This window comes from Acetobacterium wieringae (genome assembly GCF_023700225.1).
GTDB lineage: Bacteria > Bacillota > Clostridia > Eubacteriales > Eubacteriaceae > Acetobacterium > Acetobacterium wieringae.
In genome coordinates, this window is record NZ_CP097897.1 from 263,552 (window position 1) to 280,762 (window position 17,211).

13 protein-coding genes are annotated in these 17,211 nt (G+C 44.7%); 10 read left to right on the top strand and 3 right to left on the bottom strand.

Annotation, left to right across the window (positions count from 1 at the left end):
- The first annotated feature begins 103 nt into the window (after positions 1-103).
- On the top strand, positions 104-1,357 hold the full coding sequence (locus CHL1_RS01285) for a homoserine dehydrogenase (protein WP_250934418.1): 1,254 nt from the start codon (positions 104-106) through the stop codon (positions 1,355-1,357).
- A 20-nt stretch (positions 1,358-1,377) separates the two neighbouring features.
- The gene (locus CHL1_RS01290) at positions 1,378-2,586 is read left to right on the top strand and encodes an aspartate kinase (RefSeq protein ID WP_250934419.1); all 1,209 of its coding nucleotides are present in this window, start codon (positions 1,378-1,380) and stop codon (positions 2,584-2,586) included.
- A 63-nt stretch (positions 2,587-2,649) separates the two neighbouring features.
- On the opposite strand, the gene CHL1_RS01295 is transcribed toward CHL1_RS01290, so the two are convergent.
- On the bottom strand, positions 2,650-4,098 hold the full coding sequence (locus tag CHL1_RS01295) for a TrkH family potassium uptake protein (RefSeq protein ID WP_250934420.1): 1,449 nt from the start codon (positions 4,096-4,098) through the stop codon (positions 2,650-2,652).
- Complete coding sequence (gene trkA, locus CHL1_RS01300) at positions 4,098-5,468, bottom strand: Trk system potassium transporter TrkA (RefSeq protein ID WP_250934421.1); 1,371 nt, start codon at positions 5,466-5,468, stop codon at positions 4,098-4,100. The genes CHL1_RS01295 and trkA overlap by 1 nt, the downstream gene beginning before the upstream one ends.
- Before the next feature lie 238 nt (positions 5,469-5,706).
- On the opposite strand from trkA, the gene CHL1_RS01305 reads away from it, so the two are divergent.
- Both CHL1_RS01305 and CHL1_RS01310 read left to right on the top strand, forming a co-directional pair.
- Positions 5,707-7,371, top strand: a complete 1,665-nt coding sequence (locus tag CHL1_RS01305) for a GspE/PulE family protein (protein ID WP_250934422.1) — start codon at positions 5,707-5,709, stop codon at positions 7,369-7,371.
- 9 nt (positions 7,372-7,380) lie between these two features.
- Positions 7,381-8,607 (top strand): type II secretion system F family protein, encoded by a 1,227-nt coding sequence (locus tag CHL1_RS01310; protein WP_250934423.1) that lies wholly within the window; start codon positions 7,381-7,383, stop codon positions 8,605-8,607.
- Positions 8,608-8,757: 150 nt separating this feature from the next.
- Here the strand turns inward: CHL1_RS01310 and CHL1_RS01315 are convergent, their stop codons facing one another.
- Positions 8,758-9,042, bottom strand: a complete 285-nt coding sequence (locus CHL1_RS01315) for a hypothetical protein (RefSeq protein WP_070371565.1) — start codon at positions 9,040-9,042, stop codon at positions 8,758-8,760.
- 428 nt (positions 9,043-9,470) lie between these two features.
- On the opposite strand from CHL1_RS01315, the gene CHL1_RS01320 reads away from it, so the two are divergent.
- The 6 genes from CHL1_RS01320 to CHL1_RS01345 all read left to right on the top strand — a co-directional run bounded on the left by CHL1_RS01320 (position 9,471) and on the right by CHL1_RS01345 (position 17,166).
- Positions 9,471-10,661: an FprA family A-type flavoprotein gene (locus tag CHL1_RS01320; protein ID WP_070371564.1), complete on the top strand. Its 1,191-nt coding sequence runs from the start codon at positions 9,471-9,473 to the stop codon at positions 10,659-10,661.
- A gap of 45 nt (positions 10,662-10,706) precedes the next feature.
- The gene (mnmA, locus tag CHL1_RS01325) at positions 10,707-11,783 is read left to right on the top strand and encodes a tRNA 2-thiouridine(34) synthase MnmA (RefSeq protein ID WP_250934424.1); all 1,077 of its coding nucleotides are present in this window, start codon (positions 10,707-10,709) and stop codon (positions 11,781-11,783) included.
- A 192-nt stretch (positions 11,784-11,975) separates the two neighbouring features.
- Positions 11,976-14,036 carry a hypothetical protein gene (locus CHL1_RS01330; protein WP_070371562.1) on the top strand — a complete coding sequence of 687 codons (2,061 nt, stop codon included), beginning with the start codon at positions 11,976-11,978 and terminating at the stop codon, positions 14,034-14,036.
- Positions 14,037-14,047: 11 nt separating this feature from the next.
- A complete protein-coding gene (locus CHL1_RS01335; RefSeq protein ID WP_070371561.1) occupies positions 14,048-14,731 on the top strand; it encodes a response regulator transcription factor in 684 nt (227 codons plus the stop codon).
- A complete protein-coding gene (locus tag CHL1_RS01340; protein ID WP_250934425.1) occupies positions 14,718-16,001 on the top strand; it encodes a sensor histidine kinase in 1,284 nt (427 codons plus the stop codon). Before CHL1_RS01335 ends, CHL1_RS01340 begins: the two co-directional genes overlap by 14 nt.
- 25 nt (positions 16,002-16,026) lie before the next feature.
- Positions 16,027-17,166: an iron-containing alcohol dehydrogenase gene (locus tag CHL1_RS01345; RefSeq protein ID WP_250934426.1), complete on the top strand. Its 1,140-nt coding sequence runs from the start codon at positions 16,027-16,029 to the stop codon at positions 17,164-17,166.
- Positions 17,167-17,211 lie beyond the last annotated feature (45 nt).

The window sequence follows — 17,211 nt, forward strand, 5'->3', positions numbered from 1 at the left end:
TTATTCCCGGGAGGGTATTGAATAACCCCTAGCTATATGATAGAATGTTTTCACTGAAAAAACAAGTGTTTTTAGAATAAATACATATACGAGGTGAATTTTATTGAATATCGCACTTTTAGGCTTTGGGACCATTGGTTCTGGTGTCTATGAACTCATCAATTTAAATAAAGGCAAGTTTGCTGGTAATTTTACCGATGTGGAGTCACGCAGGTCAAGTCCGGTCATTACCAAGGTACTGGAACGGGATGCATCCAAAGATTTGGGCGATACCGTCGGAAAAATTGTGACCCACCCCAGTGAAATCCTGGAAGACGAAAGTATTGGTCTGGTGATTGCCCTGATGGGTGGCATGGACTTTGAATATGAAATGATCAAGGAATGTCTCCGGGCGGGAAAACATGTCGTGACCGCCAATAAGGCTGTCATCTCCGAGTACTTTCAGGAATTGTTGACGTTAGCCGAAGAAAATGGCGTGGTCCTGCGTTACGAGGCATCTGTTGGCGGCGGGATTCCGATCATCGGCAGTTTAAAAGAAGAAATGAAAATCAATCGGGTGACCGAAATCAAAGGGATTCTAAACGGAACCACCAACTTTATTTTGTCCAAAATGACCGAAGAAGGAGCCGATTTTGGCGATACCCTGGCCCTCGCCCAGTCGATTGGTTTTGCTGAAGCGGATCCGACGGCCGATGTGGAAGGGTACGATGTCTCCCGGAAGCTCTCGATTCTCTCATCGATGGCCTATGAAAGCATCATTCGCGATGAAGATGTATATAAGCGGGGGATCACCGATATTCGGGCTGCTGATATCGAGATGATCGGATCGATGGGTTACGTGGTCAAGTATCTGGGACACTCCATTTTGGATGAAAAAAATGTCTATACCACCGTGGAGCCGGTGCTGTTTAAGGAAGCTTCGATTATGAGTAACGTCAACAGTGAGTTTAATATCATCTCGATTACCGGGGATATCATCGGCGAGCTGCAGTTTTATGGCAAAGGTGCCGGGAAAGACGCCACTGCCAATGCCGTTGTTGGCGATGTCCTCTATATCCTCAATATTGTCGGGGAACAGAATTTGCCCAAACCGCTGCGGCTTAACCGCCATCTCAATAAAATGGGTACTGACATTTTTAAAGGTAAATATTATTTACGAGCAAATCTGGGTGATAAAGAAATGCTTGATCAGGTGCTGACCGCCGTGGAGACGGTGGTCGCCCGAAAAACCGTCATTGTTAATGATAATCAGGTCTATGTGGTGACAAACGCCATTGCCGCCAATGATTTTAATAAAATGGCAGAAAAATTAAAAGAAACGGTGCCTGAATGTTTTTATGCCCGGATCTATGAATAAGGAAAGAGTGACTGAGGTAAATGCAAGATCTAATCGTACAGAAATATGGTGGCTCCAGTGTCGCCAATGTGGAAAGAATAAAGCGCGTAGCAAGTCGGATTATTGAGACCAAGGAAAAAGGAAAAAAGGTAGTGGTGGTGGTCTCAGCCATGGGCGATACCACTGATGACCTGATCGAATTGGCAAAAAAATCAATGATCATCCCCCCAGCCCGGGAAATGGATATGCTGCTGGCTACCGGTGAGCAGGTTTCGATATCGCTGCTGGCGATGGCGATTCAGGCGACGGGCCACGATGTGGTCAGCTTAACCGGCGCCCAGTGCGGGATTGTTACATCCAATGTTCATAAACGGGCCCGGATTAATGATATTCACACCCATCGGATTGAAAAGGAACTGGCCGCCGGTAAGATTGTCATCGTCGCCGGTTTTCAGGGGATCAACGAAAACAAGGATATTACCACCCTGGGCCGTGGCGGTTCCGACACTTCGGCGGTGGCGGTGGCAGCGGCCTTAAAAGCCGAGCTGTGTGAAATCTATACCGATGTTGATGGGGTCTATACTGCCGATCCCCGGATCGTTGAAGAGGCCTCGAAAATTGATGAAATCTCCTATGAAGAGGTGTTGGAAATGGCCAGTACCGGGGCCAAGGTATTGCATCCCCGGTCGGTCGAAATGGCCGAAAAATTCAAGGTGCCGCTGGTGGTACGATCAAGCTATAATCATAACGAAGGAACCATTATTAAGGAGGAAGTTATTATGGAAAAAGTATTAGTTCGAGGGGTATCTCTTGATGAAAATATCGCAAAAATATCAATCTTTGAAGTGCCGGACCAACCGGGGATTGCCTTTAGACTGTTTTCTGCCCTGGCAAAAGCTAATATTCATGTGGATATGATTGTGCAGAATGTCAACCGGACAGCGGTTAACGATATTTCCTTTACCATCGATGTGGATGAGCTTCAGGAAGCCGTTTCGGTGGCCCAGAAATTTGCCTTTGAGGTCAATGCCCAAAAAGTCGAATACGATCAGGGCGTTGCCAAACTTTCCGTGATCGGCACCGGCATCGTCGCCAATGCCGAAATTGCCTCCAAGTTTTTTGAAGCACTGTTTGAACTGGGCATCAACATCCAGACCATCAGCACTTCGGAAATCAAAATTTCCTGTCTGATTGACAAGGAGCGGGGCAAAGAAGCAATGGTTCATATCCACAAGAAATTCGATATGTAGCAGGCAACAAAAAACCTGAAGCCACAATTGGTTTCAGGTTTTTTTATTTGAATTTGTAGCGAGCTACCCCCGGCGCCAGGTGCGGGGACTAAGCAGAACCAGAATCGGGAATAATTCCAGACGGCCCATGATCATGGCCAGACTCAGGGTGAATTTGGTCAGATTATTAAAGCCAGCATAGTTTCCCATCGGGCCGACCATATCCAGACCGGGACCGATATTGTTAAAGGTGGCTGCAACGGCACTAAAGGCAGTAAGAAAATTAGGGGCTGATAAAGCGGTGATCATCAGAAAAATCACAAACATAAAGGCATAGGTAATCAGATAAACACTGGTCTGGCGGCTGAGCAGGGCACTGATTGGTTTGCCCTCAAAAAGAATCGGCAGTCGCCGGTTGGGGCTGACATTAACCCGGATTTCCTGGATCGTCGTTTTAATGTAAATAGCAATCCGGCTGACCTTAATCCCACCGGCGGTGGAACCGGCCATCCCGCCCACAAACATCAGAAAGATGAGAATAACATGAGAAAATACCGGCCAGGTATCAAAATTGGCGGTAGCATAACCGGTGGTGGTTATGATCGATGAAACCGTAAAAAAGACATCCCGCAACAGCAGGGCAACCGAGCTGTAAAGGGGGCTGACATTGATACAGATCAACACCACAGCTGCCGCAATAAAACCCAGATACCAGCGCAATTCCTCGTTTTTAAAAATATTTTTCATCCGCATAAATAGAACGGCGTAATAGAGATTAAAATTAACGCCAAAAAGAATCATGCTGATGGCCAGCAGATAATCAATGTAGGCGCTGTTGTAGTAGGCGACTGAGTTCGCTTTAATCCCAAATCCGCCCGTGCCGGCGGCCCCAAACGCGTGCAAAAAGCTGTCGAAGATGGGCATTCCGCCCAGAGCCAGCAAGACAACCAGAATACCGGTCATCGACAAATAGATAACATAAAGGATCCGGGCCGAACTTCGCAGTTTAGTCCGGACTTTACCAAAGGTTGGGCCGGGAACCTCGGCGCGCATGATAAAGACATCGCCCGATTCAATTTTGGGCATGACTGCCAGAGCCAGGACCAGCACCCCCATTCCGCCAATCAGATGGGTAAAGCTGCGCCACCACAGCAGTGAGTGGGGCAGGGCTTCAACATCGGTTAAGATGCTGGCCCCGGTGGTTGAAAAACCACTGGCCGTTTCAAAAAAGGCATCAATGGGATTGGGGATGGCCCCGCTCAAGATAAAAGGCAGGCTTCCGAAAAATGACAAAGCCAGCCACGACAGCGCCACGGCCACAAAGCCTTCACGGGCAAAAAAATCCGATCGGGTCGGCTTTTTCAGGCTAATCAACAGGCCGATGGCACAAGTAATCCCGATGCTCAGAAGGAAAGGCCATAAGCCCTGCCAGCCTTCCCGGTAAATCAGTGCCACGACCAGAGATGGGACCATCAGGACTCCGGTAATAAACAATATTCGTCCGAGGATATAACTGACCATTTTATGATTCATTATTGGCCTCGGTTCTTCTCAAAAATATCGTCGATATCCTGAAAATTCTTGTGCTTGGTGGTGACAACAATCACATCATCTTCCGGTAAAATCTGAATGGCACCATGGGGATAGATGATCTTGCCATCACGGACGATACAGGCGATCAGAAGCCCTGGTTTTGTTTTGAGATCAATCAGAGGAATATTCACCTCACAACAGTTGCCCTTGACTTTAAACTGCAAAACTTCGACCCGGCCGTCCAGCAGCCGATAGAAGGCGCTGACATTGGAACCCTGGGAGTTCTCAATTGATCGGATAAAGCGAATAATGTGGTTGGCGATCAGTCGCTGGGGGGTGATAATCGACTGCAATCCAACGTTGTCGAGAATCTTTAGCAAATCAGTTCGATTAACCTTGGTAATGGTTTTTTTGACCCCGCTGCGGTAAGCGTAAATGGCAATCAGAATATTTTCTTCATCGACTCCGGTTAGAGGAATGACGGCATCATAGTCTGAAAAATGCTCTTCATTTAAAAAAGACTGCTTGGTACCGTCGCCAAAAATAATTTCGGTTTGGGGGTATTTGATGGCGAGCCGATCAGCATTTTCGGTGTCAATTTCGATCACTTTTAGCTTCATGCGCATTTTGACCAACCGGGCTAATAAATAGTCGGTCAGCTTGCCGCCACCGATGATGACCGCAGAGTTAATCTTATCGAGATCAGGCTGGCAGAGCTTGCTGAAGCTGCGGACTTCGCCCGGACTGCCGGTCACCATCACATGGTCGCCAGCCCGCAGAATCGTTTCGCCGTCGGGGATCATCACCCGGTCATCGCGGATGACGATACAAATGACCACATCACCAAAGCGGCCTTTGTGGTCTTTGAGTTTGACATCAACCGGGGCGGTGTTTTTTTGCAGGACCACCTCAATCATATTAACCCGGCCGTGCACAAAAGACTCGACTTGAAGGGCCGAGGGGAAAATCAGGGTTCGGGCAATTTCCTGGGCTGCTTCCAGTTCGGGGTTGATAATCAGGGTGATCCCCAGACTTTCTCGCAGAAAGCTCATTTGTTTGGAATACTCCGGATCGCGAACCCGGGCAATGGTAAATTTTGCCCCCAGCTTTCGGGCAGTGATGGCAGCGATGAGGTTGGTTTCATCGTTACGAGTGACCGCTATAAAAACGTCACAGGTATCGACACCGGCTTCGGTTTGAATATCAAACATGGCGCCATTACCGTGAATACCGCTGATATCATAGAGATTAATAAACTGATCCAGCCGGGATTCATTTGGCTCAATCAACATAATATTATGGTTTTCACTGGCCAGATCACGGCACAGAACTTCACCAACTTTGCCAGCTCCGGCGATTACGATGTTCATAGTGGGACTCCTAAGATTAATATGTTTGCAGCGATGCATTGTCTCTCATTATATAGAATCGGCCAGTGATTTGCAATATAAGGTTAAATCAGGAACAATAAGCGGTGCAGGTGCTATCAATTTAGTGAAACAACGGTAAAAATTCCGGCTATGGTTGATTTGTATGGATATTTATGGGCAAATCAGCTATACTGCAAGTATTGAAATGAACGAATAAGCTCTGACATGAGGAGGCGAAATGAAGGAAAATAAATTGGTTTTGGAAATGCTTCTCAGAAACCAGATAATTACCCGAAAAAACATAGCTGAACGAATTGATGAAGCAGAGCGATCCGGGAATTCAGTTTTAGATATATTGATTAAGGATCGGATAGTTGCCCAGGAGCGTTTAGTGACTATTTTTCACAATGAATGGGGATTTGAGTTATATAATCCACAAAAAGATCGATTGGAGCTTCGGGCAATAAAATTCTTTTCAAAAGAACAGGCTAAAAAATATTTGGTTTTTCCTCTGAATCAGGAGGATGAAGATCAGTTGACGGTGCTGATGGCCGATCCTACCGATGAGGAAATCCTGCGCCAGGTGAAACGAATCGCTGATAAACGGCTCAAACTATTAGTCGCCACCCGGGATTGCATCCTGGGTTTGATTGGCAAATACTATCATCAAACGCATGTTTATCGGGACAACATGGATTTAATGAATGCGGGGGGAAATAAAGAAACGGCCCCGGAACCCACTGTCGTCACCTTAGTTAATGATCTGATCGATGAAGGTGTTTCCCGAGGTGCCAGTGATATTCATATGGAAGTCTTTCCTCAGAAAATTCAGGTGCGTTTTCGAATTGACGGCGTCTTAATACCGGTTGGGCTACTTAGCAAAGAAACCTGGAAGGGTGTAATTACCCGGCTGAAAATAATGGCTGGTTGCGATATTGCCGAGCAACGTCAGCCTCAGGATGGTGCTTTCACTACCACATATGAACATCGGCAAATCGATGTGCGACTATCGATTATTCCGACCATTCACGGGGAGAAAATTGTTCTGCGGCTGCTGGATCAAAAGAATTTTCTTGTTTCAGTTGATGATCTGGGTTTTTCCAGTGAACAAAAACGTTTATTAAAGGAATTATTGGAAGCCCCCCATGGCATGATTCTGGTTTGTGGACCCACCGGAAGCGGAAAGTCAACCACACTGTACAGTCTGCTAAATGGGATGGATCCCCGAACACAGAATATTATTACCATCGAAGACCCGGTGGAGTTCCAGATGGACGAAATCAACCAGATTCAGGTGAACGAAAAAATCGGCCTGAACTTTGCCAATGGCCTGCGGGCGATTCTGAGACAGGATCCCAATGTGATTATGGTCGGCGAAATTCGTGATGAAGACACCGCAGAAACGGCTATCCGGGCGGCGATTACCGGACATCTGGTATTATCGACTATCCATACAAATAACGCCATTGCGTCCATCAATCGGTTGATGGATATGAAGATCCCCCTTTACCTGTTGTCGGCAGCGCTCCGAGGGGTAATTTCCCAAAAATTGATCAAGCGCCTATGTCCAAACTGCCGGAAAAAAGCGCTGGCAGGTGAAGCAGAAAAAAAGCTGTTGGGCATTGGGAATCAGGATGTTGCGCTTTTCTATCCAGTGGGCTGTTCACTTTGTCATGGGTCTGGGTATCAGGGGCGCATCGCGGTACAGGAAGTGTTGAAAATCACCAGAAGAATCCGGGAAGTAATTGGTCAAGGAGCGGACTATGATACAATTCGTAAAGTAGCCATTGAAGAAGGGCTTCAGCCCATTGAAGAATCCTTAAAGCGCCATCTCCTGTTGGGAAATACATCCATCAACCAGGGGTTGGAGATTTTATCATTCGAAAATGCGTGGCATCGTTAGGGTGGAGCGATGGAAAAATGGTATTTTTATAAAGCAAAAGATGGGCAGGGTGCGGACGTCAGTGGAACAGTAACCGGTTCAAACCGGCGGGAGGCGGCCCGGGTTCTTCAGGCTCAAAATCTGATTGTGCTGGAAATCAGAGAAAAAAAGAAATGGGATGAATTATTTAATAAAGAGTTCAATATTCGGGTTCGCTCAGTAACCGGCAGTGACTTTAGCCGTTTCTGCCGACAGTTTCATATCATGTTAAATGCCGGAATTCCAATTTTGACATGTTTGGAACTCATTGGTGGTGAGACTCCAAATCCCGGCTTTTCTCGGGACATTTTTGGAGTCCGCCAACGCATTCAATCAGGAGAAAACCTCTCCCAGGCGATGGTCGCCTTTCCCAAGTCATTTCCGTCGTTATTTATTTTTATGGTGGAAGCAGGAGAAACGAGTGGACATCTTAATGAGATCCTGTTAAAAATGGCAGAGCATTACGACACGGAAGAAAAAAATCGGCGTCAGCTCCAACAGACGCTTTTCTATCCAATGGTTCTGAGTATGGTATTTGTATTGGTGCTGATCTTTCTGATCACCATGGTACTGCCAACCTTTGCGGATATGTTTACAGTAATGAATGCCGAACTGCCAGGTCCAACCCGGTTTTTGATGGGACTGAGTCACAGTTTAAGTGCCCGGTGGCCAATCATTCTATTAAGTCTGATGGGGCTGGCAGGCGGTTTTGCGTTCTTTTGCGAAATTGATATGGTGGCAAAGCTTAGGGATCGTTTAAAGATAAGAATACCGCTTGTGGGAGTCTTGAATCATAAAGTCTGTCTGGCCCGGATGGCGACAATCCTGGGTATGTTTCTGGAAAGTGGAATTGATTTGCTGGTAGCATTATCGCGATTGGAAGGTGTAGCGGATAATCGATACATTAAAACAGAGCTGAGTCAACTGCGCAATAAGGTAACGAATGGCGTAAGTTTGAGCCAGGGAATGGCCGAAAGCGATGTTTTCCCCAGACTTTTTTGTCAATTGGTGGCCACCGGGGAAGCATCAGGGTCTTTGCCTGAAGTGCTGGATACCTTGAACCGCATTTATGCTGATGAGGTTCGATCACGAATTCAGCTCCTTCATACATCATTGGAGCCGCTTATTCTGCTGGTGTTCGGAGGATTGGTGCTGTTCATTCTGGCTGCCATTATGTTGCCAGTATTTGATATATATTCGGCGTATTCCAGTATGTAGGTAAAACGTGTTAAAATATTTAAATATGGCAAAAAAAGCTTGAAAAACCTCAAAGTTGTTCGAATATGGTTCATGTTGGACTTGTTATTAACAGTATCAAAAAAGGGCTTTCTCTGTAAGCAGGAGAAAGCCCTTTAAACAAGGTACTAATTAAATATGATTGCGCCCGGATAAAATGGCGTGACATTCGTTGTAATAGAATTTTTTTGCATCGCTGACGGTCAATTCATCGAACAGATGATAAAGGGTGATCGCCAGGGTTTGGGTCGTTTTGATGTCCAGATTGGTGCGTTGGCAGGTTTTTAAAAAGTATCCCATGCAAGCTTCCTTACTCCAGTCATCGCCCCCCAGAAATAAACGACGTAACTCTTCTTTGATTTCTTTTTCGGTCCATTGTGAATCAGTTGAAGAGACGGAATCTCGTGTTTCAGTCATTTAACCAGCTCCTTTCACTTCAGATAAATGCTTGATCGAATTCATTATAGCACAGCTTCAAAAAAACTGTAATGAGAATGGAGGATAAAAATTTTTCTAAGTTTTTGTTAAGCAACGAAGGCAGTAAATGAAAAAAAAATTAAAATAATGCATAAAAAAATTAAAAAAGCACTGGATTTTTAAAATGTAATCGGTTATAATAAATCCATGGTGTGAAAACGTTTTAATTTCCTTTCTTAATTTTCTTGAAAAAGAGGTGTGCATGCATCTCTTTTTTATTTTTTGCCACGTGTTCATTCATATCGTCCAAGCTTAATTTTGGCTTATTCTCTAGATCCATTCCGGTTTATCTGTTTTTTTCTCTTGAAATATTTTCTATTTAAGGTTATATTTAATTTCGAGAGAACATCAGGAAAGTGGGGAATAAAATGAATGCAGTAAAAATTAAAGACGATATTTTTTGGGTCGGTGTGAATGATTATCAAACAACACTTTTCGAGGGGCTTTGGCCAATTGATCAGGAAGGGGTTTCCTATAATGCTTTCGTGATCAACGATGAAAAAGTCGCCATTATCGATACGGTAAAAACCATCAAAGCTGATGAATACATAAAAAAAATCAAATCCCTGATTGGCGATAAAAAGGTAGATTACCTGATTGTTAATCATATGGAGCCGGATCATTCCAGTGGGATTACTGATCTGTTGGCTGAGTATCCGGAGATGGTCATCGTTGGGAATAAAAAAACCTTCCCGATTATGAACAATTTTTATAAAATAACGAAAAACCTTCACGAGGTTGGTGAAGGTGATACCCTTTGTCTGGGAAAACACACCCTTCAGTTTTTCATGACACCGATGGTTCATTGGCCGGAATCGATGGTTACTTACGATGTCACGGATAAGGTGCTCTTTTCCATGGATGTCTTTGGTAGCTTTAAGGCGCCAGTCGGCAGTATTTTTGACGGAGAAAATGATCTGGACGCGTTTGAAGAGCCAACCCGTCGTTACTATGCCTGTATTGTGGGCAAGGTGGCTGGACAGGCCTTAAAAGCACTCAATAAGCTGGGTGGCATTGAAATCAACACGATCTGTCCTTCACATGGATTGATCTGGCGGGATAATCCTAAACATATTTTGGATATGTACATAAAAATGAGCGCCAAAGAAACTGATCCTGGGGTTGTCATCGCCTATGGTTCGATGTATGGCTGTACCCAGAAGGCGGCAGAGACTTTAGCGATTGCCTTAAAGAATGAAGGGGTCAAAGAGGTGAAGCTCTATGATGTGGCTAAAACCGATATTTCTTTTATCGTTTCGGATATCTGGAAATATAAAGGTCTGTTTTTAGGTGCCCCATCTTATTACGGACAGATTTTCCCCAAAATGGCCAATCTGCTTTATAAATTGGGCGAAATTAGAGTTGATAATCACAAAGTCGGTTTTTTTGCCGATTACAGCTGGAGCGGTGGTGCCGATAAAAGCTTTAATGAATTTATTGAGCATGCCAAGGTGGATACCCTTGATGAAATCTTGATGATTAAGGGCACCCCAGACGAACAGGATGTCGCAGATTTAAATGAATTAGCCAAAAAAATGGCAAAAGAAATAATCCAGTAGAATAAAGCGTGAATTCGGTAGAAAAAACGGAGGGGGAAAACATAAATGAAAATCGTTGTGGGCATGTCAGGCGGGGTTGATTCATCGGTTGCAGCATTATTGTTAAAAGAACGTGGTTACGAGGTCATCGGGGTCTTCATGAAAAATTGGGAAGAACAGGATGAATCGGGAGTATGTACGGCCACAGAAGATTATGATGATGTGCGACGGGTGTGTGATGCCATTGACATTCCCTACTATACAGTGAATTTTGCCAAAGAATATTACGACTCTGTTTTTTCTTATTTTCTGGAAGAGTATAAAAAAGGGAGAACGCCCAATCCGGATGTTCTCTGTAACCGAGAAATAAAATTCAAACGCTTTTTGGATTATGCGCTGAAGGTTGTTGGCGGTGATTATCTGGCCACCGGTCACTATTCGCAAATTGATTTTGTCAATGAACAGTACCGGTTAAAAAGAGCTTTTGATCATAACAAGGATCAAACCTACTTTCTTTGCCAACTGGGACAAAAAGAGCTGGCTGATGTGATGTTTCCGATTGGACATCTTTCAAAAGAAGAAGTACGGCATATCGCCGAAAAAAATAATCTGGCTACGGCCGAGAAAAAAGATTCCACCGGCATCTGCTTTATTGGTGAACGCAATTTCACCCAGTTTCTTAGTCAGTACCTGCCCGCTCAGCCAGGCCAAATCGTGGATCTGGCTGGCAATGTGAAGGGGACGCATCAGGGGCTTATGTATTATACCCTGGGTCAACGAAAAGGTCTGGGAATTGGCGGCGAAGGAAGTGGTGAACCATGGTTTGTAGTCAGTAAAGATCTGGAGCGGAACGAATTGGTGGTCGTCCAGGGAGAAAGCCATACGGCCCTGTATTCAAAGTCGCTGGAAGCTACCGAAATGAATTGGGTGGGGGGCTATCCGCCTGCCAAAGAGTTTAAATGCACGGCTAAATTCCGCTATCGCCAGGCTGACCAGGACGTAATGGTTCGGGTAGCTCCGGATCGGATCTACGTTAAATTTGATCAACCTCAAAAAGCGGTAACCCCGGGACAGGTTGTGGTTTTATACCAGGATAATATCTGTCTTGGAGGCGGAACCATTGAATCAATCGAAATGGTTTAAACAGTCAAATTAAATCGATAAAAGAGCAATCTTAAATTAGCTTGCTCTTTTATTTTTTTTGAGTAAAAACCACGGTTTTATGGTAAACTATATTCAGTGATATTCGTATAATGGGTGAAGCTTGTTAAAAAACAAGTGAAATTTGTGAATATAGAGAAAAGATAGCAGGACGACAGGGAAGGATTGTAGAAAATGAAAACGCCGTGTAATAAGTGTGGGAAAACAATCGGTTTTTTTGATAGAAGTTATAAGATAGAAAATGAAAAGTTAAACATAAAGTATGAAGGCCTTTGTAGTGATTGCAATAATGTTTTGAAAAAGGGCATTGAAAAACTGGATGACATGTATCAATGGATGATGAACAACCTTAAAAAAAACAAGGATGTTCAAAAAAATGGATTGGTTTCTGTCGAGGCAGATCTGCTGATCTTACTGGCAGTTGAAGCACTCTTTTCGGTGGCACCAGACTATTATCAATTAGACTCGCCCCTCAATCAAACTTTTATTCGAGCCAAAGAAAGCCGGGGCGTTGATCGGCAACGGGACATTGTCCGGATCGTCCACATATTGTTGCTTTATGGCTTTGAAGCCAATTTAAAAGAGCAGGGTTTGGACACCACCCGAAATTTTATTGCCTACATGATTCAGAACGAGCAATTTTTAGAAGAAGTGGAAGTCAATTGCGGTGTTGAGGAAGAACTGATTAAAGCGAATGTCTTTTTAAGCCGTCGGGGTTTGATCATTGATACGCTTGACAACCCCAAGTTGATCTATATTTCGATCCCCAGTGATTTATTGGTGGATTATCAGGTGCAATCTTCGGAAATTATCAATGAAGTGATTCTCAAAAATGTTTTCTACCCCTGGGATCGGAAGAAAAAGGTCGTTTTGACCCTTGTTTCCGAAAGTGTATTGTTTTCCGTGGCTAACGCCATTGATCGTTTTAACCAGAAGACCAGTAAGCTTCAGGATAAGCTGAAAAAAGACAGTCTGGAGTATTTTAATGACCGGGTTGTGGAGGATCTGGAAAAAATAAAACCCGGCGAATTCATTGAGGCAATCCATTTGGATTGTTTGCTTTTGTGTATCGTCAAAAATCTAAAAAGTCAAAAAATGTTCTCGATGGAAGCGCTGTTTGATCCTAAAGGTACCGCCATTGAGTTGCTATGGGCTTACTATCGACAGAACCTGCGAAATATGGGGATCGACAATAACGAAAAGATTGTCACCTATCTGTTGAAGAACTGTCTGTATGCCGAAGGCTTTAATATCAAACACGGCAATAAACCAAGTGACAAAGGCTGGGGGTTTTTCACTACCAAGGGTTATATTATTTATTTCCGACGTAGCCGGCAGGTGTTTTTCATTTACACGGAAACCTTCCCCAATCCCCTCTATCATCCCTGTAACCGGGTGACTTATGAAAATAAGCAATATTTGCAACTGATTATGAATAATGGCCGCAGTCTCGGGGAAGAACAGCGTGAACTGGATGAACTGATCTTTTACAGCGACGAACCGGAAACCATCACCCAGATGGAACGTTTTTTTGAACGCCATAACCTCTATTATCAGATGGAGACCTTTCTTAAAAAACAGAAAGAAGTACAGCGCAAACGGGAGAAGTATCTGCAGGTACAGCGGATTATCAACCATATTTTCAATGATTTTGGATTTCTTCCCTACTGCATCTATGATGAGTGGTATGTCATTCAAAACGAGCTGAAAAAGGATGATATTCTACTCAATAAGCTTATCGATACGGATGCCGGTCTGAGAAAAAATTACACCCTGGGACAGATTACCTACGCGCCCAAAATCATCGAAGCCTTTAATCGGGGGGCGGAAGCTGTTCAAAGTTCACTCAATATTGTTGAGGATTCAGTGGCCCGGGCAATCCTTTGGGTGGCCTTCAAGGAGGCTGTTACCGAGACATTGTCTCAAGAGTGGGTGCGAATCGCTGGAGAAATTCTGGATAAAGATGATAATGCCCTGTCAGCCTTTTTTAAATACGTAAATCTTAAAAATATCGAGCCGGATAAGGTTTATTTTATGGGATTGTTTATCTACCATCTGATGGATCGGGAAATCCTGCAAGCGGATAATTTTCTGGAGAACTATGAGGGGGCCGTCCGGATTTTCCTGGAATGTCGCCGGGTTATTGAAGAACCCCAGTTAGCTGGGGATATTTTGCCGATGGACGAACTGTTGGAAGAGGTGTTCCCGGAGAAGAAGAACGAGAGCAATCTATAAGGAGAAAAACCATGCGTGTTCTTTTAGTTGAGGATGAAAAACCTCTGGCGGCGGCATTAGGAAAGATATTTGAGAAAAACAAAATCCTGGTTGATGTTGTCAATGATGGGATTGAAGGGAAGCTGCTCAGCGAGAACGATGTCTATGATGTGATTATTCTGGATATTATGCTGCCGGGAATGACCGGTCTGGAAATTTTGCGTTCGATCCGGGAGGCGGGCAAAAATGTTCCGATTCTTTTATTGACCGCTAAAGACGATACCAAGGATAAGGTGAATGGACTGAATATGGGCGCCGATGATTACCTGGTTAAACCCTTCGTTACGGAAGAGTTAATTGCCCGGGTAAGGGCTTTGGGCCGACGACCCTGGGAGGTTTATCAGGACAATGTGATCCACTTTTCAAATATTTCGCTGAACATTAATTCCGGGGAACTGTATGTCGATGAAGTCTTAAACCGACTCACTGCCAAGGAAGCCCAATTACTGGAAATGTTTATCCGAAATCCCGGCATGACCATCTCCAAAGAGCAGATTCTGGACCGAATCTGGGGAATTGAGAGCATGGCGATGGAAAACAGTGTGGAGATTTATGTCCACTATCTGCGAAAAAAGCTGGATAACTCTAAGGCTTATATCAAAACCATTCGGGGCTTGGGTTATGTTTTAAAGGAGAAGGAGAATGTTAAGTCTTAACAAGCTTCGGATCAACCTTACCCTGATGAATACAGGAGTCCTGATCGGACTCCTATTATTTATTTCCATTTTTCTGTATGTCGTTTTGAGTATGGATGTGGAGACAAATGTCAATAACAATCTTAAAATATATTGTTCCCAACTGGCCAATGAAATTGAATATCTGGAACGGCAGGAAGCAGGAGAAGCAGTTACCGAGGAAGAAAAGCAGGGTTATTTTGAATATACCCGCAGTCTCGTCCAGAATAATATCGCTTATGTCATTTTTGACCAACAGTTTGGCGTTCTGGATCAGTCTTATTCGCTGCCGCTTGAAGAGGCCAAACTGGTGGAGATATCGAAACATTATTTTGCTGGTAACAAAGAAAAATATCTGATCAGCAATTATAAACAGGGTGACAAAGACTATAAAATTTGCACCTATGCGGTAGTCAATAAAAATGGCGAATTAAAAATTGTCCAAGCGATGAAAAATATGGCATCGGAACGGTCGCTATTGGGAAATGCTCAGGAAATGGTGGGATTTACAATCCTGATTGGGGCATCACTATCCTTTTTAGGTGGTTATTTTTTGTCTGGCCGATCCCTGATTCCGATAAAAAAGAGTGTTGAACGACAGCAGGAATTTTTAGCGGATGCTTCTCATGAGCTGCGGACCCCAATTGCGGTGATTCAGACAAATCTGGAAGTGGTTAAGGCCAGCACCGATGAAAGTGTGGAAAGCCAGCTGACCTGGATCAATAACGCCTATGATGAAATCCAGTGGATGCAGCACATCGTTGAAGATTTGATGTTTCTGGCCCGGGCCGATTCCGGGGACATGGTGGTACAGCAGGAGCCGGTGGATTTAACCTATGCAATCAAGGTGGTTTGCGAAAAAATGGCGCCCATAGCCGGGAAAAAGGGAATTGCTTTGATCAATAAGCTGGAGGATGATCTGATTATCACCGGGGATGAAAAACAGATTACCCAGTTGCTGGTGATTTTGTTGGATAATGCCATCAAATACAGCGGTGAAAATACCATTATTCGGATCATCGGAAAGCAGACCCTCCAGGGCGTAGCGGTGGAAGTCATCGATCAGGGGATTGGGATTCCCAAAGATGAGATCAATAAGGTAACTCAGCGGTTTTATCGGGTTGACAAAGCCCGGTCCCGAACGGAGGGGGGCACCGGTCTGGGGCTATCGATTGCCAATTGGATTGTGGACGAGCACCATGCTGGCATGATAATCGAAAGTGAAGAAAAAAAGGAACCAGGATTATTTTGAATTTTGATAAGGGGGTAGAGAAAAAATGAGCAGTTTAAAATTTTGCGGCGATGAGATTATCACCGGGCCAGGAACACTGGATGCCATAAAAAAGGTCGATGGACAGCGGTTCTTTTTTGTAACCGGAAAGTCGGCCTTATTCAGAAATGGAACGATCAAGCGGGCCGAAGGGCTTCTAAAAGAAAGTAACAAGGATTATGATATCCTCAGCGGGATCGGAGCCAATCCCAGTGTTTTAGATGTGGAAGCGGGTCTGATTAAGATGAAAGACTTCAATCCGGACGTGGTCATTGCCATTGGCGGCGGTTCGGTACTTGATGCCGCCAAGGTGATGACCCTGATGTGCGAATACCCGGGATTAACGATTGAGGCAATCAAAAATGGTCAGGCACCGGAAAAACGGGAGCGGATAAAACTGGTCGCCATCCCTACGACCTCGGGGACGGCCTCGGAAGTCACCCGGGCAGCGGTGATTACCTTCCCGGAAGAGAAGATCAAAATCGGGCTAAAGACCAAGGCCTTTATACCGGATCTGGCGATTCTGGATGGGGAGCTGGCGCTGTCAATGCCGAACGGTGTGATGGTGGAATCCGGGATGGATGCCCTGACCCATGGTCTGGAAGCCTATATTAATAAGAATGCCGATGACTTTACCAAAACCATGGCTAGAGGGGCAGTGGAGGGTCTGCTTAGGCACCTGCGTCCGTCTTTTGAAAAAGGGGACATCGAAAGCCGCCAACATGTCCATAATTTTTCCTGTCTGGCCGGGTTTGCCTTTCAAAATGCCGGTTTGGGAATGGATCATGGGATTGCCCATGCCTTTGGGGGCCGTTTTGGAACCAGTCACGGGCTCCTCAATGCAATTGCCCTGCCCTTTGTGTTGGAATATAATCAGCGGGATCTCCAGGTAGCTGAGGATCTGGAGAAGTTATCCCGGTTAATCGGCAAAAACATCATTGACGAAATCAAAGCGCTAAATCAAAGCTTTGGTATCCCTGATTCGTTTCAGGCCGCGGGAATCCCGGAAGAACACTTTAAAGCCCACTACGAGGAGTTATTAAAAAATTCACTGCTGGGCTCCACTCAGCGAAATCCCGTGAAGATGGATGCTGCACAAATGGATAAGGTCTTACTTAGCATCTATTATGGGGAAAAGAAATTTTAATAAGGAAACAAATGCGGTAGTTGGAAAACTTGTTAAGGCCCAATC